Raw genomic sequence first — 21,062 nt, forward strand, 5'->3', positions numbered from 1 at the left:
CAGGGGGGATGGTGAGCATAGCGGTCGCACGACGCAGTACGCTGCCGGGGTTCGGTCTCACCATGGGACTGACCCTGACATGGCTCTCCGTCATCATCCTGATTCCGCTGGGCGCGCTGTTTCTCAAGACGTTCGAGCTCAGCCTCGATCAGTTCTGGGGCATCGTCACCAGCCGCCGCACCCTGAACGCGCTGAAGATTTCGTTCGGGCTGTCGTTCGCGGCCGCCTGCGTCAATCTGGTGATGGGCACCATTATCGTTTGGGCGCTGGTGCGCTACCGGTTTCCGGGCAGGCGGCTGTTCGACGCGATCGTCGACATTCCCTTTGCCTTGCCGACGGCGGTCGCCGGCGTCGCGCTGACCCAGCTGTTCGCGCAGAAAGGCTGGCTCGGCGCGCCGCTCGCCGAGCTCGGCATCAAGGTCGCCTTCACGCCGATCGGCATCTTCATCGCGATGATCTTCATCGGCATCCCCTTCGTGGTGCGCACGGTGCAGCCGGTGCTGATCGACCTCGATCCCGAGATCGAGGAAGCCGCAGCAAGCCTTGGCGCCAATCGCTGGCACACGGTGTTCCGCGTCATCCTGCCGAGTTTGATTCCGGCGTTGCTCACCGGCTTTGCGCTCGCCTTTGCCCGCGCCATCGGTGAGTACGGCTCGGTGATCTTCATCGCCGGCAACCTGCCCAACGTCTCCGAGATCGCGCCGCTGCTGATCGTGATCCGGCTGTCCGAATTCCGCTACGCCGATGCCACCGCGATCGCGGTCGTGATGCTGGTGGCCTCGTTCCTGATCATCTTCCTGATCAACCGGCTGCAGCGCTGGGCGCAGGCCCGCATTCCCGTGCATTGAGGTTTGAGATGTCGATGCAGACGGGATTGGCGACCTCGACCACGCAGCTGCGGACCTACGCGCCCGCGACCGATGTCAGCGTGGCCGCGCCGGCGCCGCGGCTCGAGATCGCGCGCGCAACGCCGGTCAAGGCCCACCGTAACCCGCGCACCGAGCCGGGTCCGATCCGCCTTGTCATCATCGCGCTGGCGATCACCTTCCTCAGCGTCTTCGTCGTGCTGCCGCTGGTCGTCGTGTTCGCCTCGGCCTTCTCGAAAGGCATCGTCGCCTATTTTGCAGCGCTGGCGGAGCCCGAGGCGCTGGCGGCGATCAAGCTGACGCTCTTGATTGCCGCGATCTCGGTCACGCTCAACCTCGTGTTCGGCGTGGTCGCCGCCTGGGCGATCTCGAAGTTCGAGTTCGCCGGCAAGACCTTCCTGATCACGCTGATTGACTTGCCATTCTCGGTCTCGCCCGTGATCTCGGGCCTGGTCTTCGTGCTGCTGTTCGGCGCGCAGGGCTATTTCGGCCCGTGGCTGCAGGCGCACAACGTCCACATCCTGTTCGCGGTGCCCGGCATCGCGCTGGCGACGATCTTCGTCACCTTCCCGTTCGTGGCGCGCGCGCTGATCCCCTTGATGCAGGAGCAGGGCACCCAGGAGGAAGAGGCGGCAATCTCGCTCGGCGCCTCCGGCCTGCAGACCTTCTTCCGCGTCACGCTGCCCAACATCAAATGGGGCCTGCTCTACGGCGTCCTGCTTTGCAACGCGCGCGCAATGGGCGAGTTCGGCGCGGTTTCCGTCGTCTCCGGCCACATCCGCGGCGAGACCAACACGATGCCGCTGCTGGTCGAGATTCTCTACAACGAATACCAGTTCGTCGCGTCGTTCGCGATCGCATCGCTGCTCGCGATGCTGGCGCTGATCACGCTGGTGGCGAAGACTATTCTCGAGCGGCGGCTCGACGAGGCAGAGGTGCCCGATGGCGATTGAAGTCAAGAATATCGTAAAGAAGTTCGGCAGCTTTGCCGCGCTCGACAATGTCGATCTCAAGGTCGCTGACGGCGAGCTGCTGGCGCTGCTTGGGCCCTCCGGCTCCGGCAAGACGACGCTGCTGCGGATCATCGCAGGCCTGGACTGGCCCGACTCGGGCGAGGTCGCGATCGACGGCGAGAACGCGCTCTCGCGCGGCGCCAGCGAGCGCCAAGTCGGCTTCGTGTTCCAGCACTACGCGCTGTTCCGCCACATGACGGTGTTCGAGAACGTCGCGTTCGGCTTGCGTGTGCAGCCGCGCGCGATCCGCAAGGACGAGGCGACGATCCGCGCTCGCGTCAAGAATTTGCTCGATCTGGTGCAGCTCGATTGGCTCGCCAACCGCTATCCGAGCCAGCTCTCCGGCGGCCAGCGGCAGCGCATCGCGCTGGCGCGCGCGCTCGCGATCGAGCCGCGCATCCTGCTGCTCGACGAGCCGTTCGGCGCGCTCGATGCCAAGGTGCGCAAGGAGCTCCGGCAATGGCTGCGCTCGCTGCACAACGAGATCCACGTCACCTCGATCTTCGTCACCCACGACCAGGAGGAGGCGCTCGAGGTCGCCAACCGCGTCGTGGTGATGGACAAGGGCAAGATCGAGCAGATCGGCTCGCCCGGCGACGTCTATGACAATCCGGCGACCGCCTTCGTGCACGGCTTCATCGGCGAGTCCATCGTGCTGCCGGTCGACGTGGCCGGCGATGCGGTGCGGCTGGACGGCCGGCCGCTCAACATCCCGGCGCTGGGCGCGGCATCCGGCGCGGCCAAGCTGTTCGTCCGCCGTCACGACATGGCGGTCGGGCCGGCGGGAACCGGTGCCCTGGAAGGCGCCATCCGCCATGTCCGCTCGTTCGGTCCGATCCAGCGCGCCGAGGTGGCGCTGTCGGGCAGCGAGGGCAGGACCGTGATCGAGATCGACGCCCCCCGCGACCGCGAGCTGCAGGCCGGCGAAATCGTCTCGCTGCAACCCCGCCGCTACCGGATCTTTGCCGCCCAGGAGTAGCTCTGTAGCCCGGATGAAGCGCAGCGAAATCCGGGACTTCGTGCTGGGGATCGACCGGCCCCGGATTGCGCTCCGCTCCATCCGGGCTACGGCCTCCGGATCGATGGCCTTTGCTGGCCAAAAGTTAGCCCCTGTTCACCATTCAGCCACGGTTGGTATGCAACAACGACCGGCCAACCTTGGGGGTTTTACCTGTGAAACGGACGACGGTCGCCCTGTTCGGGCTGCTGGTGCTTGCCGGCTGCGCCGCGGACACCAAAATCCCGGAAGAACCGGCGATGTATCTCAACATGGCGCAGCCCGGTGCTGTCCTGGATAACCAGGCCGCCGCGATCATGTTTTCGCAGTACCGCCAGAACAATGGCCTCGGCATCGTCGTGGTCGACCCGGATCTGACCAGGCTCGCCGAGCAGCAGTCGCAGGCGATGGCCGCCCGCAACAAGATGGACCATGACGTCAAGGCCCCGCTCGGCAAGCGGCTCGAGGCCGGCGGCTACCCGGCGACCGTGGCGGTCGAGAACATCTCGGCCGGCTATCACACGCTGGCAGAAGCGTTTTCGGGGTGGCGCGATTCACCGCCACACAAGGCCAACATGCTCAAAAGCGGTGTCACAAAAATGGGCATCGCGGCCGTCTATGCTCCCAATACCAAGTACAAGGTGTTCTGGACGCTCATTCTGGCGGCAACCTGATTTCGATAACTTCCGCGTGATCTCGAGCATGATCCGGAAAAGTGTGAAGCGGTTTTCCGGGAAGATCATGCTCAGACAAAGAGTTCTCTATCTCGCTGATTGACGGCGCGGCGAACAGCAGCCACGGTTGCGGCTCAATTCGTTTTTGAGCGAACGGTTACGAATGGACACTTCGGATTCCGCGCCGGCCTCGACGCCCGCGCAAGCGCAGCGGGTGCTGGTTCTTCAGGGCGGCGGCGCGCTCGGCTCCTACCAGGCCGGCGCCTTTCAGGCGCTCTGTCATGCCGGCTTCGAGCCGGAATGGATTGCCGGCATCTCGATCGGCGCCATCAATGCCGCGATCATCGCCGGCAACGAGCCGGACAAGCGCGTGCCGAAGTTGAAGGAATTCTGGGAGATGGTGTCGGCGCCGGTGCCGTGGAATCCGGTCTCGAAGCATGAGCGCGCCCGCTCGCTGTTCAACGAGACCTCTGCCGCCATCATCGCGACCTTCGGCGTGCCCGGCTTCTTCACGCCGCGGATTCCGCCCGCGCCGCTGTGGCCGCCCGGCAGCTCGCAATCGCTGAGCTATTACGACACCGCGCCGCTGAAGAAGACGCTGGAGCGTCTCGTCGACTTCGATCGCATCAACGATCTGAAGACGCGGCTGTCGGTCGGCGCGGTCGGCGTCACCTCGGGCAATTTCTGCTATTTCGACAATTACGAATTCAAGAAGCGCGGCAAGAAGATCGGCCCCGAACACATCATGGCCTCGGGCGCGCTGCCGCCGGGCTTTCCTGCCGTCGTGATCGAGGGCGAGCATTACTGGGACGGCGGCATCGCGTCCAACACCCCGCTCGATTTCGTGCTCGACGAGGAAACCAGCCGCGATCTCCTGATCTTCCAGGTCGACCTGTTCAGCGCGCGCGGGCCGTTACCGGAGACGCTGCTGGAGGCCGCCGAGCGCGAGAAGGACATCCGCTATTCCAGCCGGACGCGGATGAACACCGACAAGAACAGGCAGATCCACAACGCCCGCATGGCGGTGCGCGACCTGATCGGCAAGCTGCCCGATTATCTGAAGAACGATCCGTCGGTCGAACTGCTGCGCAAGGCTTCCAAGGAGAACACCGTCACGGTGGTTCACCTGATCTACAAGAGCAAGAACTACGAGAGCTCCTCGAAGGATTACGACTTCTCCCATGTTGCGATGGTCGAGCACTGGGGCGCGGGCGTCCGCGACGTGCATTTGTCGATGCGTCACAAAGAATGGCTAGAACGGCCACAGTCCGGGGAAACCATGGTGACATACGATCTCACGGGGGACGAACCCAAGCCCCTTGAATCGAGCCCCCCGCAAGCAAAATAGGAGCGACCGATAATGGGTACGTTGACAGGCAAGACCGCCGTTGTGACCGGCTCGACCAGCGGCATCGGATTGGCGTATGCGCGCGCCTTCGCCGGCGCCGGCGCCAATATCGTGCTCAACGGCATGGGCGTTCCGGCCGACATCGAGAAGGAGCGTTCCGGCATCGAGACCGATTTCAAGGTCAAAGCGGCCTATTCGCCGGCCGACATGACCAAGCCGGCCGAGATCGCCGACATGATCGCGCTCGGCGAGAAGACCTTTGGTTCGGTCGATATCCTGGTCAACAATGCCGGCATCCAGTTCGTGTCGCCGATCGAGGAATTCCCGCCGGAGAAGTGGGAAGCGATCATCGCGATCAACCTGTCGTCGGCGTTCTACGGCATCCGCGCCGCGGTGCCCGGCATGAAGAAGCGCGGTTGGGGCCGCATCATCAACACCGCCTCGGCGCACTCGCTGGTCGCCTCGCCGTTCAAGTCGGCCTATGTTGCGGCCAAGCACGGTATCGCCGGCCTCACCAAGACCGCGGCGTTGGAGCTCGCGCAGCACAAGATCACCTGCAACTGCATCAGCCCGGGCTATGTCTGGACGCCGCTGGTCGAGCACCAGATTCCGGAGACCATGAAGGCGCGCAACATGACCAAGGAACAGGTCATCAAGGACGTGCTGCTCGCAGCCCAGCCGACCAAGGAGTTCGTCACCTCGGAGCAGGTCGCAGCGCTCGCGCTGTTCCTATGCAGCGACGACGCCGCGCAGATCACCGGCTCCAACTACTCGATCGACGGCGGCTGGACCGCGGAGTAATTCGCCTCCGCGAGTTGGCGGTTAAGAACAAGCCGGCCCTGATTGGATCAGGGCCGGCTTTTGCTTTTCTATGGGATGATCGGCAGGCTTGCCGTCAGGCATCCGATCCACTCTCTTTCGCAGGCTTTTGTTTCCCGGCCACCAGCCGCTTCATGCTCTCCAGGATGTCGACCTCATCCGCGCCGGAGCCGGCGTCGGGGGCGACTTCGATGGATGTGATCGCGGCCTCAGATATCTGCAACTCAACTTCGGAAGCGACGTGCTGGTGGCCCCGAAATGCGTTTTCGATCGCGTTCGCCATCGATAGCAATTCGTCCTGCGCCGCCTTCGGCCAGGATAGGACGCGATCAAACAGGTCTTTCAGCTCAGTGGCGCTCATGGCGGCAATCATATACCGCGTCCGGCCGAAAGCTATGCCACCGCCCGCCGCTTCCCGAATGCCAGCACGTGCAGGCCGAGGCGCGAGCGCACCACGTAGAACAACAGGATCGTCTCGAAGATCAGTGACAGCGAGGTCGAGGCGGCCGCACCCATGCCGCCGTAGCGCGGCACCAGCGTCATGCAGAGCCCGACATTCATGAAGAACGACACCGCGTAGGCGGTTGCGCAGATGCTCTGGTGGCCGAGCATGTTCAACAGGCGCTCCACCGGCCCGATCGCCGAGCGCACCACGAGGCCGATCGCGGCGACGAACATGATGCTGTAGCCGTCGACGAATTTCGGACCGAACAGCCACAGCAGCGGCTTGCCGAACGCGAGCAGGGCGAAGGTTGCGAGCAGCGACGGCCAGAACGTCCAGCTGATCGCATGCGCGACATAGGCTGACAGCCGGTCCTTGTCGCCGAGCGCATTGTATTCCGCGAAGCGATGCGCCGTCGTCGCCGCCATCGCGTAGTGCACGAACGACACCAGCGCCAGCGTCTTCACCACGGCGAAATAGATGCCGACCTCCTCGGAGGAGCGGAATTGCTGTAGCATCAGCACGTCGGTGTAGCCGAGCAACAGATAGAAGCTCTCGACCAGCATGATCGGCAGCGAGATCTTAAACCAGCCCCTGACGTCGTAGGTCTTCTCGCCCGGCCCGAGATGGGCTTTGAGGCGGCGGTTCAGCACGATCATCTGGCCGATCGCCGCGATGTAGACCGCGGCTGCGCTCGCGATCATCGCAGCGGTGGCGCCGAGATTGAGGCCGAGCGCCAGCGCGCCGGCGGTGAGCGCGATGATCAGCCCCTGCCGCACGATGAACTGCGGCATCAGGCCGAGTTGCATCCAGTCATGCGCGCGCGAGATGCCGTCCTGGGTGTTGGCGACCACGAAGGGCGGCAAGGTCAGGCAGCCGATATAGAGCGGCACCACCGCGTTGGGATCGATCCAGGGCGAGGCGACATGGATCACGCCGGCGAGCAGCAGCGCCACGGTGCTGGAGGCGGCAAGCACCACCCAGCGGCCGCCGGAGAGGAAGCCGCGCAGCGCGGCGAGGTCGCCGCGCGCGCGATATTCCGGGATGATCTTCTGCGAGGACGGCGCGATGCCGAAATCCATCGTGCTGCCGAGCAGCAGCACCCAGGTCCAGACATAGACATAGATGCCGTAGTCCGAGCCGCTCATCCAGCGCGCCAGCAGGATCTGCGCGAGATAGGCGATCGCGGCGCTGACGACGCGGATGATGAAGATCATGCCCGCGAGGCGCTTGGTGACCGACGCCTCCTTGGTGCCGCCGAGCAGCCGCGCGACGAAGTCCCGCACGCGTGCGACCGGGCCCGATGGCGCAGAGGTTGCGGCAGAGGATTCGGCAGAGGATCCGGATCGTGTCTCCATCACAGCCAAGGCGGAAAATTCCCAAAGCGCCGCAAGGCGGCAATGGCCCCCGATCTATCAACGAAACGTTAAGATTGGGTTGGGTGAGGGGATGCTCTCAAGCCCGGGGTCGTCCCGGCGTAGGCCGGGACCCATAACCACCGGGAACCGTTAGTACGCACAGCTTGTCCCGCAGCGTGCCTCGAACTACGGCCGCGGAGTATGGGTCCCGGCTCCCGTGCGCAATTGCGCACTAGGCCGGGACGACGCCGAGGCGTCAGTTCAAACGCTGTGGCGTCAGTTCAAATTGATATTGAATTCATAGCTCTTGTCGCCGCCGACCAGGGTCAGCTTCAGCGCGGCGCCGTCCGCCTTGGCGCCGGGCGGCAGGCCGTCGAGCTCGAACGAGAAGCGCTTCACGCCCGGCGGCGCGTGCTCGACCAGCTTGGGCACGGGCAGCGCCCAGTCCGGCGTCGGCCCCTCGACGAACAGGCTGAGGTCCTTGCTCTCCGGCGCGGTGACATCGACCAGCACGTTGTTGCCGTCGCGCTTGACGTCGCGGATCGTGAACGGGGCGGGATCGCCGATATTGGCGGGCTTCGGCACCGCGTTGAGCGCTTCCGACAGCGCAGCGTCCTCGGTCGAGGCGACGCTCGCGAACGCAAGCTCGGCCTTCGCCTCCACCGGCACGCAGAGCTTCTCGCACACCGCGTAGTTGATGTCGGCGCGCAGCACCAAAGGCTTGTCGGGATTCTTCGCAACGATGCGCAGCGGCAGCACCACCTGGTGCTTGTAGCCGAGCGAGGTGCCGCCCGCGCCGTCGTCGAACCGGCGCGGCGCCGGCCACATCACCGTGACCGCATCGACATTGTCCGACTTCGAGAAATCGAACCGCGGCGGCACGCCGGAATCGCCCGGCGTCCTCCAGTAGGTTTTCCAGCCGTCCTGCAACTGGAAAGCGATGCCGCCAAGCAGCACCGCGCCGCTGCGCGATCCCGCCAGCAACCGCACTGCGGAATGGGTGTCCTGCTGCCACGGCGAGGCGTCGTCGGCGCGAACCTCCGCGGCTACGGATGCGACGGAAATCAAGGCGGCAACGCCAAATGCGGCACGCATGGGAACTGTGACGACCATGAGACGTCTTTACCTGCAACTTTGGTTGCAAACCATTGAATTGCTTGTGATGCATCGCCGCACTGCGGCCGATGGTTGATTGACAGAACCGCCACCCAATATCAGGATGCCAAATCAGCAGGAAAGGCCTTTGCGGATGCGCCCTGAAGGCAAACCAGGCAAGACTCGCAAGACCGCCGCCGGCAGAAGCCCGGCCGTTGGTCCCGATGCCACCGATGATGGCTATCTCGATGGCCAGATGCTGATCGCGATGCCTGTGATGAACGACCCGCGGTTCGAGCGCTCCGTGATCTACATGTGCGCGCATTCGTCGGAAGGCGCGATGGGCATCATCGTCAATCGCCCGGCCGGCAGCATCGATTTTCCGGGGCTCTTGGTGCAGCTCGACATCATCGAGAAGTCGGACCAGATCCAGCTGCCCGAGAATGCCGAGATGATGAAGGTGATGAAGGGCGGCCCGGTCGACACCGGCCGCGGCTTCGTGCTGCATTCCAGCGACTTCTACATTCAGGACGCGACGCTGAACATCGACGACGGCATCTCGCTCACCGCGACCGTCGATATCCTCAAGGCGATCGCCAAGGGCGCCGGCCCCAAGCACGCGATCCTCGCGCTCGGCTATGCCGGCTGGGCGCCGGGCCAGCTCGAGAACGAGATCCAGCACAATGGCTGGCTGCACTGCGACGCCGATCCGGAGCTGATCTTCGGCACCGACGTCGACGAGAAATACGCCCGCGCCCTGCGCAAGATCGGCATCGAGGCCGGCATGCTGTCGAACGACGCCGGGCACGCGTAGGCTGTCAGCGTTGTAGCAACGATCTCCCCACATCACCGATGTCGTCCCGGCGAAAGCCGGGACCCATAACCACAGGGTGCGGTTGTGGTGCTGCGCTGGGGCCACAGCGTCGTGCAATCATGTGCAGTTGTGGTAATGGGTCCCGGCCTTCGCCGGGACGACGGTTGCAATTGCACCCTACTCCGCCGCCTCCTGCGCCACCGTCGGCTGCGTTCCCGCCACCGTGGCGCGGCGCATGTCGCGGGGTTGCGACTGGTCGTAGCGGCGCACGCGGTGCACGGTCTGGCGGTTGTCCCACATCACGAGGTCATGCAGCGTCCATTTGTGCACATAGACGAATTCGCCCTGCGTCGCGTGCTCGGTGAGGTCGCGCAGCAACAGCCGCGCTTCCGGCATGCTCATGCCCCTGATGGCGCCGGCATGCGACGACAGATACAGCGACTTGCGGCCGTGCACCGGATGGGTGCGCACCAGGCGCTGCAGCACCGGCTTGAACATCTGCTTCTCTTCCTCGGTGTAGTCGAGGAAGCCGAGCGAGCCGCGCGAATACATCAACGAGTGCTCGCAGATCATGTCCTCGATCTCGGCCTTGGTCTCGTCGTCGAGCGCATCGTAAGCCGCGCGCATGTCGGCAAATTCGGTGTTGCCGCCCTTCGGGTTCACGACGCGCGCCGACAGCAGCGAGAATTTTGCCGGGATCGGCCGGAACGAGCTGTCGGAGTGCCACAGGCAGTTGCCGAGGTTGAACAGATGGGTGCGATGATCCTTCGGCAGCGGCTTGCCGTCCTTGCCGAGGTTGCCGACATCGTTGAGCCCGGAGGAGAGGCGGTAGTCTTCCTTCTTGGTCACGGTCCCGCCGCGCGAGTGCTCGCGCTCGCCGAAGTTCAGCGCGAACGCCATCTGCTGTTCGTCCGTGATGTCCTGGCCGTGGAAGACGAGTACGGCGTACTTGTCCATGCCGGCCTCGATGTCGGTCGCCTCCTGCTTCGTCAGCGGCTTGCGCAGATCGACGCCGGAGACCTCGCCGACGAAATGCTTGTGAAGCTGCCGGATCAGGACCGTCATGGCGTGTCTCCCCGTATAGCGCGGGCGGTTGTCCCGCTTCGTTTGACGGGAAGGCTACTCCCGAGGCGCCGCCTGTCAACGCTTCGCGGCCGTGCGCGGGTCAGGCATTCCGCGCCATCAACCCGCCGTCGACAGGGATCACGGCGCCGGTCAGGAAGGATGCGGCGGGCAGGCACAGGCTCAGCGTCATGTGCGCGACCTCCTCCGGATCGCCATAGCGCGCGAGCGCGGTGCGGCGCTTGGCGTAGATCGTCTTGTGCTCCTCGGAGATGCGGTCGGTGATGCCTGTGCGGATCGGGCCCGGGCAGATGCAGTTGACGGTGATGCCTTCGCGCCCCAGTTCCACTGCGAGCGAGCGGGTCAGGCTGGTGACGCCGCCCTTGGCCGCGGAGTAGGGGCTGTGCAGGCCTGTTGCACCCAGAGCTTCGGTCGAGGCGATGTTGACGATGCGCGGCGAGCGCGACTTGCGCAGGTATGGCAGCGCGGCGCGGATGATGCGCGGATGCGCCGTCAGCATCACGGCGATGCCCTTGGCCCAGGCGTCCTCATAACCGGGATCGTCGATCGGCACCCGCACCGAGATGCCGGCATTGTTGACGATGATGTCGAGCCCGCCGAAATGCGCGGCGACGTCGTTGACGACCCTGGTGATGGCGTCGCGATCGCTGACGTCGAGCGTCCATGCCTTTGCCGAGCCGCCGCTCGCCGAAATCTCTTTCGCCACCGCCTGCGTGCCCTCTTCGGTCAGGTCGGTGACCGCGACATTGGCGCCCTCATCGGCGAACACGCGCGCGGTGGCGCGGCCCATGCCGCTGGCGGCGCCGGTGACGAGAACGGTGAGGCCCTTCACCGAACGGCTGAGCTGCTTGTATTCGGACACGACGGACCTCCCGTTGATTTTTTTGCGTTGTGCGAGCTGCAACGCTGGCACCGATCCGCCGAGACGTCAAACCGGTGATCCGTTTCCGGCACGCGCGCAGCGCGTTAACGCAAGTTTTGCGTGGGCTTTTGCGTTGGCTTTTCGCAAAGGATCATGCTCAATCAAGAAAACAGCATGAGGGAGGAACGCGATGAACGAGCTCGATTTCGGCGGCAAGCAGGTACTGGTGGTCGGCGGCTCCAGCGGCATCGGCAACGGCATCGCGCAGGCCTTCCGCGCCAAGGGCGCGCGCGTCGCCGTGTACGGCACCCGCGCGCAGGCGAGCGACTATTCCGCGGAGGAAGGCTCGCATCTGGATGGCCTTGCCTATGCGCAGCTCGATGTCTCTGATCCGCAGGCGATCGAACGCCTCACCCCGGCGTTCGATCGGCTCGACGTGCTGGTGCTGGCGCAGGGCGCGGTGATTTACCGCCGCGGGGAATTCGAGATGGAGGGCTTCCGCAAGGTGCTCGAAGTCAATCTGATGAGCCTGATGGCCTGCGCCACCAAATTCCACGCGATGCTGACCGCGAGCCAGGGATCGCTGATCATCGTGAGCTCGACCGCGGCGTATCATTCCACCATGGGCAATCCGGCCTACAACGCCTCGAAGACCGGCGCGGTCGGGCTGACGCGCACGCTCGGCGAGGCCTGGGCGGAGGACGGCATCCGCGTCAACGGCATCGCGCCGGGCCTCGTCGACACCAAGATGACCAAGGCGACGACCGCGAATCCAAAGCGGCTCGAAGGCGCGCTCGGGCGCATTCCGCTGAAGCGTCTCGGCACGCCCGCCGACATGGCCGGCGCCGCTTTGTTCCTGGCCTCGCCGCTTGCGTCCTACATCGTCGGACAGACCATCGTCGTCGACGGCGGGCTCATTCTCTAGCGCGAGACAGCTACAGGAACCTGCGCGAGGTTCCGCGGTTGGCTCCCTGACAGTTTCAGGGAGCAGTCGTGATGGACAAGGATCGGATTTTCGGAACGGCGAAGGAGTTCGCGGGCAAGGCCGAAGGCGCAATTGGCGATGCGACCGGTGATGCGCAGACGCAGGCATCTGGCCGTGCGCGCGAAGCCGCCGGCACCGTGCAGGATCTCTACGGACAGGCCAAGGATGCCGCGCGCGACGCCGCCGACAACGCGGTCAATTACGCCAAGGACGCCTATGAGCATCGCGGTGAGACCATCCGCGGCGGGCAGAAGGCGATGGCAAGATCGGTGCAGGACAATCCGCTCGGCGCGCTCCTGATCGCCGGCGGCATCGGCTTTGCGCTGGCGCTTTTGATGACGCGCCAGCCGCGCCGCCCGCCGCCGTCACGCTGGCGCTATTACGGCTGAGATTTGTAGGGCGGGTTAGCGCAGCGTAACCCGCCATCTTTCCGCGCAAGACGTCGGCGGATTACGCTGCGCTAATCAGCCCTACCAACCGCCGTCATTGCGAGGAGCGAAGCGACGAAGCAATCCATCTATCCGCGGGCGGACAGATGGATTGCTTCGCGGAGCCTGTCATCCGGCGGCGCTTCGCGCCGACCGGGTGGCTCGCAATGACGTGGATAATAGCGTCGATTGATCAGAAAGTGCGCCGCTTACTGCCAGGGATTCCCCGGCCCGGTGGCCCGCTGTCCGACATTGCGCGGCGGACGTGGCGGCGCGACCAGCGGGCGCTGCTGCGGCGCGCCGAAGCCGAAGAAGTCGCGCAGCCAGGGCTGCGTCTGCGGCTGCTGTTGTTGCGGCTGGGCCTGGGCCGGACGGAACACACGCTTCTGCGGCTTCGGCGCGGTGATGATCGAACCGTCGGGCGCGATCGCCGTGGTCGAGGGCGGCGGATTCGCAGGTCCCCCTGCCGGTGCAGCCGGTGTCACCGCAGCAACCGGCACGTCGCCCTTGGCCTGCTCGCGGCCGATCTCGCGGCGCGGCCAGGCGAAATCATCGGCGCGGCCGGCCGGCGGCGCCAAGGCCTCGCCTTTCACCAGCGTGCGCGCGGCGAGCGCATCGACCGCGGCGGGCCGCGAGCTGGGGCCGCCGAGCAATTGATCGGTGCCGACCGTGGAGGCGACCAGCGGCAGCACGGGGCCCGCCAGCGGCCGCGGCGCCGGCTTGCCGGGCTCGGTGCTGGTCTCGGGCGTTGCCGGTTCGCTCGGCAGCGCGATCGGGCCGCTTCGCACCGCGAGCAGGCGCGTCACCTCGCGCTCGACATAGTGCGCGAGCTTGCGCGCGCCGGCCTTGGTGAAGAACACGCCGTCATCGGAGCGCAGCTTGCGCGGCTGGCCTTCGAAGTCCGGGCCCTTCTGCATGAAGCGGCCGGCCTCGTCGACAAAGCCGTCCCAGACGTCGACATAGGTGATGCCGGCCTTGCCGGCGCCGTCGCGATAGAGCGCGTCGAGGAACAGCATGTCCGACGTGCCCTTCTGGCCGCGGATCGCGGGCAGGCCGACCCACAGCACCGGCACGCCCTTGCTCTTCAGCACGTTGATCAATTCCTCGATCTTCTTGCCGTAGAGCTCGACCCAGCGGTCGTCGCGGAATTCGGAGACGCCGTTGGCCGAGCGCGCGGTCTTTTCCGGCGCGGCCTGCGAGTCCGTGTCGGCGTCGTCGGCCGGCGGCTCGGTCTCGGCGGGCTTATTGTCGACCTTGCTATCGGTTTTGGCAGCGGCATCGGGCTTGTCGCCAGGCTTTGCGTCCGGCTTGCCGCGCGCGTCCTTTTTCTCGTCCTTCTTGTCGACCTTCTTCTCGACGACCGGTTCGCGGATCGAGGTGCGGTCGTTGAGGCCGAGCATCACGACGATGGCGTCGGGGTTCTCGGTGGCGAGAATGCCCTTGGCGGCCGCAGCCCAATCCGCCGGGTCGCCCTTGGGCTGGTAGCGGATCAGACCGGACACCGTCTTGTGCTTGCGGATCACGCCCATGTCGGGCTGATCGGAATAGGCATCCTCCAGGCCATAGGCGAGCCAGTCGGCCATCGCATCGCCTATCACGAGCACGTTGCGCTCGGCTGCGGCTTCGCGCTTGGCCGGCGGCGGCGCACGGGAGAAATCCTCGCGCGGCCGCTGCGGCTGCGATTGCGGCTGTTGCTGCTGGAACGGCGCGAAGAAATCGCCCCCGAACCAGCCGCCGCCACCGCCATGCTGCGGCGGAGCGCGGCGCTGCGGCTGCGGTGGTCCGCCGCCGAAGCCCGGGAAGCCGAAGAACTGCGCCGAGGCCGGCTGCGCGATGCCGATCAACAGCGCAAGCGCCACCGCCAGCGCGACCAGCGGCCCGGCTTCGGTGAATACGCGCAGGAAGGACTTCGGCTCTCGCATCGGGTTCGGTCGCAAATGATCTGGAAGTACGTGAGCATATTAGCGGAATCGGGCCGCAAGCGGGCAGCTTTTCCACCATAAATCGGGTGCCTCCGGCCACCGTCAAGGCGGACGGCAAATATCGGATTTCACGGTTACTTTCGGGGCGGTGCCAGGCGGTTGCCGCGACGGAACTGCGCTCCCTCTCCCGCTTGCGGGGGAGGGCCGGGGTGGGGGTGTCACCGCGATGGGACCAGTCATTCTGCGGAGAAAGCCCCCACCCGGATTGCATCTTCGATGCAATCCGACCTCCCCCCGCAAGCGGGAGAGGTGGGCGCAAGAGCCGTAACCCGCGGCTCTACTGCCCCCGCAGCCGCTCCAGCACCTCTGACGTGGCAAAACCGTCGGCCGGGGCGCCGATCGAGACCTGGAAGCCGCGCAGCGCCTCGCGGGTCTGGCCGCCGAACTGGCCGTCGGGCGTGCCCTTGTAGAAGCCGCGCTGGGCCAGCAGCTGCTGCAGTTCCAGCCGCTCGGCGCGCGACAGCACCCGCTCCTGGCGCGGCCAGGGCTGCACGAACGGCGCGCCGCCGCGCAGGCGGTCGGCGAAATGGCCGATCGCGAGCGCATAGGCCTCGGCCGGGTTGTACTTCATGATCACCCGGAAGTTCTGCAGCATCAGGAAGCCCGGCCCCTCGGCGCCCGCCGGCGCCAGCAGATAGGCCTTGTCGGACGACCGCGGGAACGGCTGGCCGCCCGCCCGCTTGACGCCGAGCTGCTCCCATTGCGACAGCGGCATCACCTTGGCGCGGTCGGCCAGCATGTAATTCAGGCCTTGCGGCAGCACGACCTCGTAGCCCCAGCTCGCGCCGGGCTGCCAGCCGTCCTTCTTCAGATTGTTGGCGGTCGAGGCGATCAGGTCGCTCGGATTGTCGACGACGTCGCGGCGGCCGTCGCCATCGCCGTCGACGGCGTAGCGCTTGAACGCGGTCGGCATGAACTGGGTCGGGCCGAAGGCGCCGGCCCAGGAGCCGCGCATCTGCTCGGGCCTGAGATCGCCGCGGTTGAGGATCTCCAGCGCCGACAGGAATTCGTCCTTGAAATAGGCCTGCCTGCGGCCGATGCAGGCAAGCGTCGCGGTCGATTGCACCACGCTGCGATCGCCCATCTGGGTCGAGTAGTTCGACTCGATGCCCCAGATCGCGGCGATGATATAGCGATCGACGCCATAGGCCTTCTCGGTCGCGTCGAACTGCGGCTTGTATTTGGCGAGGACCTCGCGGCCCTTGGCGAGCCGCGCGTCGCTCACCAGGATGTCGAGATAATCCCAGATCGCCTTGGTGAACTCCGGCTGCGAATCCAACAGGTCCATGATGCGCAGATCGGGCTGCAGGCCGGCGGTGAAGCGCTCGAAATTCTGCTGCGTGATGTTGCGCCGTGCGGCATCTGGCCACATCGCAGCGACGCAATTCGGGAAGTCCGAGGCCGCCTGGCGGATCGCGGCTGATGTCATCAGCGGATGGCCGGAGGCGCCGTCTTCGCCACTCCACGGCGGCGCGGCGCCGTCCTGCCCGGTCGCGGCCTGCGGCGGCGTCGCGGCGTTCGGTCCGGAAAAGATGCTGTCGATCAGGTTGGTCAGGCCGTTGCCCGCCGATTGAGCCTGCGTGCTGCCGGGCAGCAGCAGCGCCAGCGCGATCAGGCTCGCGCTGAAAAGCCTGGTCTGTGATGTTCCTATCGAGCGCATTTGTCGTGTGCCTGTCAAAAAACGTGCTGTTCCAGAAGGACCCGGGACGGTTTCCAATAACTTAACATGGGCGAGATTTCGTCGTGGCCCGCATTGGCTGACGGGAACGGCGGAATTAAGCCGCACCACACATCCGCCTTTGTTGGCGGCTGCAAAACGAGGTACCAAGGTGCGATTCATTTCGCGCCGTCGTCCCACCCATTTCAAGGGCCCCCGATAATCCCATGAAGATCCGCAAAGCCGTCTTTCCCGTCGCCGGTCTCGGTACCCGCGTGCTGCCTGCCACCAAGGCGATGCCGAAGGAGATGCTGACGATCGTCGACAAGCCCCTGATCCAGTACGTGGTCGACGAAGCGAGGGAAGCCGGCATCGAGCACTTCGTGTTCGTCACCGGCCGCAACAAGGGCGTCATCGAGGATCACTTCGACCGCATGTTCGAGCTCGACACCACGCTCGCGCAACGCGGCAAGAAGACCGAGCAGGACATCCTGGCGCAGAACCAGCCGGAGGCCGGCGCGATGAGCTTCACCCGGCAGCAGGCGCCGCTCGGGCTCGGCCACGCGGTGTGGTGCGCGCGCGACATCGTCGGCAACGAGCCGTTCGCGGTGGTGCTGCCGGATGAGCTGGTGCTGAACACGCCGGGCTGCCTGAAGCAGATGATCGACGCCGCCAACAAGCTCGGCGAGAAGTCGAACGTGATCGCGGTCGAGGCGGTGCCCGACGAGCTCACCCATCAATACGGCATTTGCGGCGTCGGCAAACGCACCGGCAACATCTTCGAGGTCGACGGCATGGTCGAGAAGCCGCCGCAGGGCACCGCGCCGTCGAACCTGTCGATCACCGGCCGCTACATCCTGCAGCCCGAGATCTTCAACATCCTGGCGACGCAGGAGCGCGGCGCGGGCGGCGAGATCCAGCTCACCGACGCGATGATCGGGCTCGCCAAGACGCAGAAATTCTACGGCGTCGAGTTCGAGGGCGAACGCCACGATTGCGGCTCCAAGCCCGGCTTCCTCCGCGCCAACATCGCCTTCGGCCTCAAGCGCCCCGAACTGCGCGACGGCCTGATCGCCGAGATGAAGAAGTATCTGGAGAAGTGAGGGGGTCGATCCGGGGCCTGCCATGGGAGCCGGAACGACAGCTTCGTAGCAACCATCATGATCTAACGGTTGCTACGGACTGCGCCCACAAATTCGGTGTCGTCCCTGCGAAAGCAGGGACCCATAACCACCGAATCTCATTGTTGCGCGATGCTGGAACGACGAGTCCCGTTCACAACATCCGCCGCGGAGTATGGGTCCCTGCTTTCGCAGGGACGACAGCTGAGAGTGTGGCGAGATGCGCGCGTCAAACGCGGGCTGCGTCCACTCCAAGACCCAGCCGCGATCACCCAGCCTTCCTTCGCCCCGCGCGCTTCGCCGGCTCCTTCGCGCCACCTTCCTTCGGCGCGCGCAACTCCCGGGCCGCGAGCGAGACCACGTCCGCGATCTGCTGGAGCTGCGAGGCGAGCGGCGAAGTCTTGCGCCAGACCATGCCGACGGTGCGCGACGGCTGCGGATGCTTGAAGCGCGACACCGTGACGGGCGCCGAGCGCGTCTCCACCGTCACCGCCATCTCGGGGATCAGGGTGACGCCGATGCCGGCGCCGACCATCTGCACCAGCGTCGACAGCGAGCTTGCATCCAGCACCTCGCGCGGCGGCGAGGACTGCATGTTGCAGAACGAAAGCGCCTGGTCGCGGAAGCAATGGCCTTCCTCGAGCAGCAACAGCCGCATCTCGCGCAGCATCTCGGCGCTCGGCACCGGCGTCTTGGCATCCTCGCCCGGGCGCACCAGCAGGAAATTCTCCGAGAACAGCGCGACCTCGGTCAGCGACGGTTCCGACACCGGCAGCGCCACGATCGCGGTGTCGAGCCGGCCCTCGGCGACCTCCTTGATCAGCTTCGGCGTCAGCGTCTCGCGGACATGGATGTCGAGCTCGGGATGCAGCCGCGCCAGGGTCTCGATCACCTTCGGCAGCAGATAGGGCGCAATGGTCGGGATCATGCCGACGCGCAGCCGTCCGGCGAGCTTGTCGCGCGAGGCGCGCGCGAAATCGCCGAGCTCGTCGACCGAGCGCAGGATGTCGCGCACGCGATGCAAAAGTTCCTCGCCGAACGCCGTCAGCGTGACCTGGCGCGCGCTGCGTTCGATCAGGACGCCGCCGACCGCCTGTTCCATCTCGCGGATCTGCATCGACAGCGCCGGCTGCGACACCGCGCAGGCATCCGCGGCACGCCCGAAATGCCCGTGGCGGGCCAGCGCATCGAAATACCTCAGTTGCCGGAGTGTGACATTTATCATCAGATTATCTTATCGACGCGATCATTAAAGTCAATTTCACCTGATGGATTGAGGCGCGTAGAATCATTCTTGGAAGAGCTCCAGCACATTCCAGAATCCATCACCTCGGAGAAGAAACATGGACGCAAAAACCGACGAAGGCGCGGGCAAATGCCCATTCACGGCAGCCCCTCGCGGACACACGAATCGTGACTGGTGGCCGAAGTCGCTGGACGTTCAGGTCTTGCATCACAACTCCAGCCTGTCCGATCCGATGGGCAAGGGGTTCGACTACGCCAAGGAATTCAAGACCCTCGACCTCAACGCCGTGATCAAGGACCTGACGGCCCTGATGACGACGTCGCAGGAGTGGTGGCCGGCGGACTTCGGCCATTACGGCGGCCTGATGATCCGCATGGCCTGGCACTCGGCGGGCACCTACCGCATCAGCGACGGCCGCGGCGGCGCCGGTGCCGGTCAGCAGCGTTTCGCCCCGCTCAACAGCTGGCCTGACAACGCCAACCTCGACAAGGCGCGCCGGCTGCTCTGGCCGATCAAGCAGAAATACGGCCGCAAGATCTCCTGGGCCGATCTTTATGTCCTCGCCGGCAACGTCGCGCTGGAATCGATGGGCTTCAAGACGTTCGGCTTTGCCGGTGGCCGTGCCGACGTATGGGAGCCGGAAGAGCTGTATTGGGGTCCGGAAGGCACCTGGCTCGGCGACGAGCGCTACAGCGGCGAGCGTCAGCTCTCCGAGCCGCTCGGCGCGGTGCAGATGGGCCTGATCTACGTCAACCCGGAAGGCCCGAACGGCAATCCCGACCCGGTCGCCGCTGCAAAGGACATCCGCGAGACGTTCTTCCGCATGGCGATGAACGACGAAGAGACCGTTGCGTTGATCGCCGGCGGCCACACCTTCGGCAAGACCCACGGCGCGGGTGATCCGTCGCTGATCGGGCCGGAGCCGGAAGGCGGCGCGCTCGAGGAGCAGGGCTTGGGGTGGAAGAGCAAGTTCGGCACCGGCGTCGGCGCCGACGCGATCACCGGCGGCCCCGAGGTCACCTGGACCCAGACGCCGACCAAGTGGAGCAACCACTTCTTCGACAACCTGTTCAAGTATGAATGGGAGCTGACCAAGAGCCCGGCAGGTGCGAAGCAGTGGAAGGCGAAGGGCGCTGCGGCCGACATTCCGGACGCGTTCGACTCGTCGAAGAAGCACGTCCCGACCATGCTGACCACGGACCTCTCGCTGCGCTTCGATCCGGCCTATGAGAAGATCTCGCGCCGGTTCTACGAGCATCCGGATCAGTTCGCGGACGCTTTCGCCCGCGCCTGGTTCAAGCTCACGCATCGCGACATGGGCCCGATCCAGCGCTACCTCGGCCCGCTGGTGCCGAAGGAGACGCTGATCTGGCAGGACCCGGTGCCGGCGCTCGATCACGCCGTGATCGACGACAAGGATATCGAGGCGCTCAAGGCGAAGATCCTTGCCTCGGGTCTGTCGGTGTCCGAACTGGTATCGACCGCCTGGGCCTCGGCCTCCACGTTCCGCGGTTCGGACAAGCGCGGCGGCGCCAACGGTGCGCGCATCCGTCTCGCCCCGCAGAAGGACTGGGATGTCAACGAGCCGGCGCAGCTCAAGACTGTGCTGTCCAAGCTCGAAGCCATCCAGAAGGAGTTCGGCAAAAAGGTCTCGCTCGCCGATCTGATCGTGCTCGGCGGCGCGGCTGCGATCGAGAAGGCGGCGAAGGACGGCGGCACCAATGTGAAGGTCCCCTTCACGCCGGGCCGTACCGACGCGTCGCAGGACCAGACCGACGCGCACTCCTTCGCCCCGCTCGAGCCGCGAGCTGACGGCTTCCGCAACTATCTCAGCGGCAAGCCCCAGGCCATGCTGCCCGAGGAGGCGTTGGTCGATCGCGCGCAGCTGCTGCGGCTGACAGGACCGGAATTGACGGTCCTGGTCGGCGGCCTGCGTGTGCTCGGCGCCAATGCCAACAAGTCGAAGCACGGCGTCTTCACCGGCAAGCCGGGGACGCTGACCAACGACTTCTTCCTCAATCTGCTCGACATGGGCACGGTGTGGAGCGATGCCGGCGAGGGCCTCTATGAGGGCCGCGACCGCAAGACCAACGCGGTGAAGTGGACCGGCACCCGCGTCGACCTGATCTTCGGCTCGCACTCGCAGCTGCGCGCGTTCGCCGAAGTCTACGGCTCGTCGGATGCCAAGGAGCAGTTCGTGAACGACTTCGTCGCGGCCTGGGCCAAGGTGATGAACGCGGATCGCTTCGATCTCGTGAAGTAAGCGGCCAGC

General features: G+C 65.5%; 19 protein-coding genes. 11 read left to right on the top strand and 8 right to left on the bottom strand.

From position 1 onward, the window contains the following. Positions 1–8: 8 nt before the first annotated feature. The 6 genes from cysT (at position 9) to QMZ05_RS13590 (ending at position 5,699) form a co-directional block, all read left to right on the top strand. The gene (gene cysT, locus QMZ05_RS13565; protein WP_353701200.1) at positions 9–848 is read left to right on the top strand and encodes a sulfate ABC transporter permease subunit CysT; all 840 of its coding nucleotides are present in this window, start codon (positions 9–11) and stop codon (positions 846–848) included. A 14-nt stretch (positions 849–862) separates the two neighbouring features. After that, positions 863–1,819 carry a sulfate ABC transporter permease subunit CysW gene (gene cysW, locus QMZ05_RS13570; RefSeq protein WP_353701201.1) on the top strand — a complete coding sequence of 319 codons (957 nt, stop codon included), beginning with the start codon at positions 863–865 and terminating at the stop codon, positions 1,817–1,819. After that, positions 1,809–2,858, top strand: a complete 1,050-nt coding sequence (locus QMZ05_RS13575) for a sulfate ABC transporter ATP-binding protein (protein ID WP_353701202.1) — start codon at positions 1,809–1,811, stop codon at positions 2,856–2,858. The genes cysW and QMZ05_RS13575 overlap by 11 nt, the downstream gene beginning before the upstream one ends. Positions 2,859–3,052: 194 nt before the next feature. After that, positions 3,053–3,550 (top strand): CAP domain-containing protein, encoded by a 498-nt coding sequence (locus QMZ05_RS13580; protein WP_353701203.1) that lies wholly within the window; start codon positions 3,053–3,055, stop codon positions 3,548–3,550. Between the two features lie 163 nt (positions 3,551–3,713). Next, positions 3,714–4,898, top strand: a complete 1,185-nt coding sequence (locus QMZ05_RS13585) for a DUF3734 domain-containing protein (RefSeq protein ID WP_353701204.1) — start codon at positions 3,714–3,716, stop codon at positions 4,896–4,898. A 12-nt stretch (positions 4,899–4,910) separates the two neighbouring features. Continuing rightward, positions 4,911–5,699 carry a 3-hydroxybutyrate dehydrogenase gene (locus QMZ05_RS13590; protein WP_353701205.1) on the top strand — a complete coding sequence of 263 codons (789 nt, stop codon included), beginning with the start codon at positions 4,911–4,913 and terminating at the stop codon, positions 5,697–5,699. Positions 5,700–5,793: 94 nt separating this feature from the next. On the opposite strand, the gene QMZ05_RS13595 is transcribed toward QMZ05_RS13590, so the two are convergent. From QMZ05_RS13595 to QMZ05_RS13605, 3 genes are all read right to left on the bottom strand, one after another. Next, positions 5,794–6,090 (bottom strand): hypothetical protein, encoded by a 297-nt coding sequence (locus QMZ05_RS13595; protein ID WP_353701206.1) that lies wholly within the window; start codon positions 6,088–6,090, stop codon positions 5,794–5,796. Positions 6,091–6,110: 20 nt separating this feature from the next. Next, entirely contained in the window at positions 6,111–7,517 is a 1,407-nt protein-coding gene (locus QMZ05_RS13600) for an oligosaccharide flippase family protein (protein ID WP_353701261.1), read from the bottom strand. 276 nt (positions 7,518–7,793) lie between these two features. Next, positions 7,794–8,612, bottom strand: a complete 819-nt coding sequence (locus tag QMZ05_RS13605; protein ID WP_353701207.1) for a protein-disulfide reductase DsbD domain-containing protein — start codon at positions 8,610–8,612, stop codon at positions 7,794–7,796. A 154-nt stretch (positions 8,613–8,766) separates the two neighbouring features. Between QMZ05_RS13605 and QMZ05_RS13610 the strand changes: the two genes are divergently transcribed. Next, entirely contained in the window at positions 8,767–9,426 is a 660-nt protein-coding gene (locus QMZ05_RS13610) for a YqgE/AlgH family protein (RefSeq protein WP_353701208.1), read from the top strand. Between the two features lie 177 nt (positions 9,427–9,603). Here the strand turns inward: QMZ05_RS13610 and QMZ05_RS13615 are convergent, their stop codons facing one another. Next, a complete protein-coding gene (locus QMZ05_RS13615; RefSeq protein WP_353701209.1) occupies positions 9,604–10,491 on the bottom strand; it encodes a TauD/TfdA family dioxygenase in 888 nt (295 codons plus the stop codon). Between the two features lie 100 nt (positions 10,492–10,591). Further along, a complete protein-coding gene (locus QMZ05_RS13620; protein ID WP_076860885.1) occupies positions 10,592–11,371 on the bottom strand; it encodes an SDR family NAD(P)-dependent oxidoreductase in 780 nt (259 codons plus the stop codon). Between the two features lie 190 nt (positions 11,372–11,561). Between QMZ05_RS13620 and QMZ05_RS13625 the strand changes: the two genes are divergently transcribed. Continuing rightward, positions 11,562–12,296 (top strand): SDR family oxidoreductase, encoded by a 735-nt coding sequence (locus QMZ05_RS13625; protein WP_353701210.1) that lies wholly within the window; start codon positions 11,562–11,564, stop codon positions 12,294–12,296. Between the two features lie 71 nt (positions 12,297–12,367). Beyond that, positions 12,368–12,745: a CsbD family protein gene (locus tag QMZ05_RS13630; protein ID WP_353701211.1), complete on the top strand. Its 378-nt coding sequence runs from the start codon at positions 12,368–12,370 to the stop codon at positions 12,743–12,745. Positions 12,746–12,993: 248 nt separating this feature from the next. On the opposite strand, the gene QMZ05_RS13635 is transcribed toward QMZ05_RS13630, so the two are convergent. Together QMZ05_RS13635 and QMZ05_RS13640 are read right to left on the bottom strand one after the other, a co-directional pair. Continuing rightward, entirely contained in the window at positions 12,994–14,706 is a 1,713-nt protein-coding gene (locus QMZ05_RS13635; RefSeq protein ID WP_353701212.1) for an SGNH family hydrolase, read from the bottom strand. Between the two features lie 337 nt (positions 14,707–15,043). Beyond that, the gene (locus tag QMZ05_RS13640) at positions 15,044–16,426 is read right to left on the bottom strand and encodes a lytic murein transglycosylase (RefSeq protein WP_353701213.1); all 1,383 of its coding nucleotides are present in this window, start codon (positions 16,424–16,426) and stop codon (positions 15,044–15,046) included. Between the two features lie 224 nt (positions 16,427–16,650). On the opposite strand from QMZ05_RS13640, the gene galU reads away from it, so the two are divergent. After that, positions 16,651–17,526 carry a UTP--glucose-1-phosphate uridylyltransferase GalU gene (galU, locus tag QMZ05_RS13645; RefSeq protein ID WP_353701214.1) on the top strand — a complete coding sequence of 292 codons (876 nt, stop codon included), beginning with the start codon at positions 16,651–16,653 and terminating at the stop codon, positions 17,524–17,526. A gap of 286 nt (positions 17,527–17,812) precedes the next feature. Here galU and QMZ05_RS13650 read toward each other — a convergent pair whose 3' ends face one another. After that, complete coding sequence (locus QMZ05_RS13650; RefSeq protein ID WP_353701215.1) at positions 17,813–18,769, bottom strand: LysR substrate-binding domain-containing protein; 957 nt, start codon at positions 18,767–18,769, stop codon at positions 17,813–17,815. Between the two features lie 118 nt (positions 18,770–18,887). On the opposite strand from QMZ05_RS13650, the gene katG reads away from it, so the two are divergent. After that, positions 18,888–21,053: a catalase/peroxidase HPI gene (gene katG / locus QMZ05_RS13655; RefSeq protein ID WP_353701216.1), complete on the top strand. Its 2,166-nt coding sequence runs from the start codon at positions 18,888–18,890 to the stop codon at positions 21,051–21,053. Positions 21,054–21,062: the final 9 nt, after the last annotated feature.

It is taken from the genome of Bradyrhizobium sp. INPA03-11B (assembly GCF_040446015.1).
Classification (GTDB): domain Bacteria; phylum Pseudomonadota; class Alphaproteobacteria; order Rhizobiales; family Xanthobacteraceae; genus Bradyrhizobium; species Bradyrhizobium macuxiense_A.

Coding starts and splice junctions, on each gene's coding strand:
- cysT (WP_353701200.1), top strand. CDS start 9: ATGGTGAGCATAGCGGTCGCACGACGCAGTACGCTGCCGGGGTTCGGT.
- galU (WP_353701214.1), top strand. CDS start 16,651: ATGAAGATCCGCAAAGCCGTCTTTCCCGTCGCCGGTCTCGGTACCCGC.
- QMZ05_RS13605 (WP_353701207.1), bottom strand. CDS start 8,612: ATGCGTGCCGCATTTGGCGTTGCCGCCTTGATTTCCGTCGCATCCGTA.
- QMZ05_RS13575 (WP_353701202.1), top strand. CDS start 1,809: ATGGCGATTGAAGTCAAGAATATCGTAAAGAAGTTCGGCAGCTTTGCC.
- katG (WP_353701216.1), top strand. CDS start 18,888: ATGGACGCAAAAACCGACGAAGGCGCGGGCAAATGCCCATTCACGGCA.
- cysW (WP_353701201.1), top strand. CDS start 863: ATGCAGACGGGATTGGCGACCTCGACCACGCAGCTGCGGACCTACGCG.
- QMZ05_RS13635 (WP_353701212.1), bottom strand. CDS start 14,706: ATGCGAGAGCCGAAGTCCTTCCTGCGCGTATTCACCGAAGCCGGGCCG.
- QMZ05_RS13595 (WP_353701206.1), bottom strand. CDS start 6,090: ATGATTGCCGCCATGAGCGCCACTGAGCTGAAAGACCTGTTTGATCGC.
- QMZ05_RS13625 (WP_353701210.1), top strand. CDS start 11,562: ATGAACGAGCTCGATTTCGGCGGCAAGCAGGTACTGGTGGTCGGCGGC.
- QMZ05_RS13630 (WP_353701211.1), top strand. CDS start 12,368: ATGGACAAGGATCGGATTTTCGGAACGGCGAAGGAGTTCGCGGGCAAG.
- QMZ05_RS13650 (WP_353701215.1), bottom strand. CDS start 18,769: ATGATAAATGTCACACTCCGGCAACTGAGGTATTTCGATGCGCTGGCC.
- QMZ05_RS13615 (WP_353701209.1), bottom strand. CDS start 10,491: ATGACGGTCCTGATCCGGCAGCTTCACAAGCATTTCGTCGGCGAGGTC.
- QMZ05_RS13590 (WP_353701205.1), top strand. CDS start 4,911: ATGGGTACGTTGACAGGCAAGACCGCCGTTGTGACCGGCTCGACCAGC.
- QMZ05_RS13640 (WP_353701213.1), bottom strand. CDS start 16,426: ATGCGCTCGATAGGAACATCACAGACCAGGCTTTTCAGCGCGAGCCTG.
- QMZ05_RS13610 (WP_353701208.1), top strand. CDS start 8,767: ATGCGCCCTGAAGGCAAACCAGGCAAGACTCGCAAGACCGCCGCCGGC.
- QMZ05_RS13600 (WP_353701261.1), bottom strand. CDS start 7,517: ATGGAGACACGATCCGGATCCTCTGCCGAATCCTCTGCCGCAACCTCT.
- QMZ05_RS13585 (WP_353701204.1), top strand. CDS start 3,714: ATGGACACTTCGGATTCCGCGCCGGCCTCGACGCCCGCGCAAGCGCAG.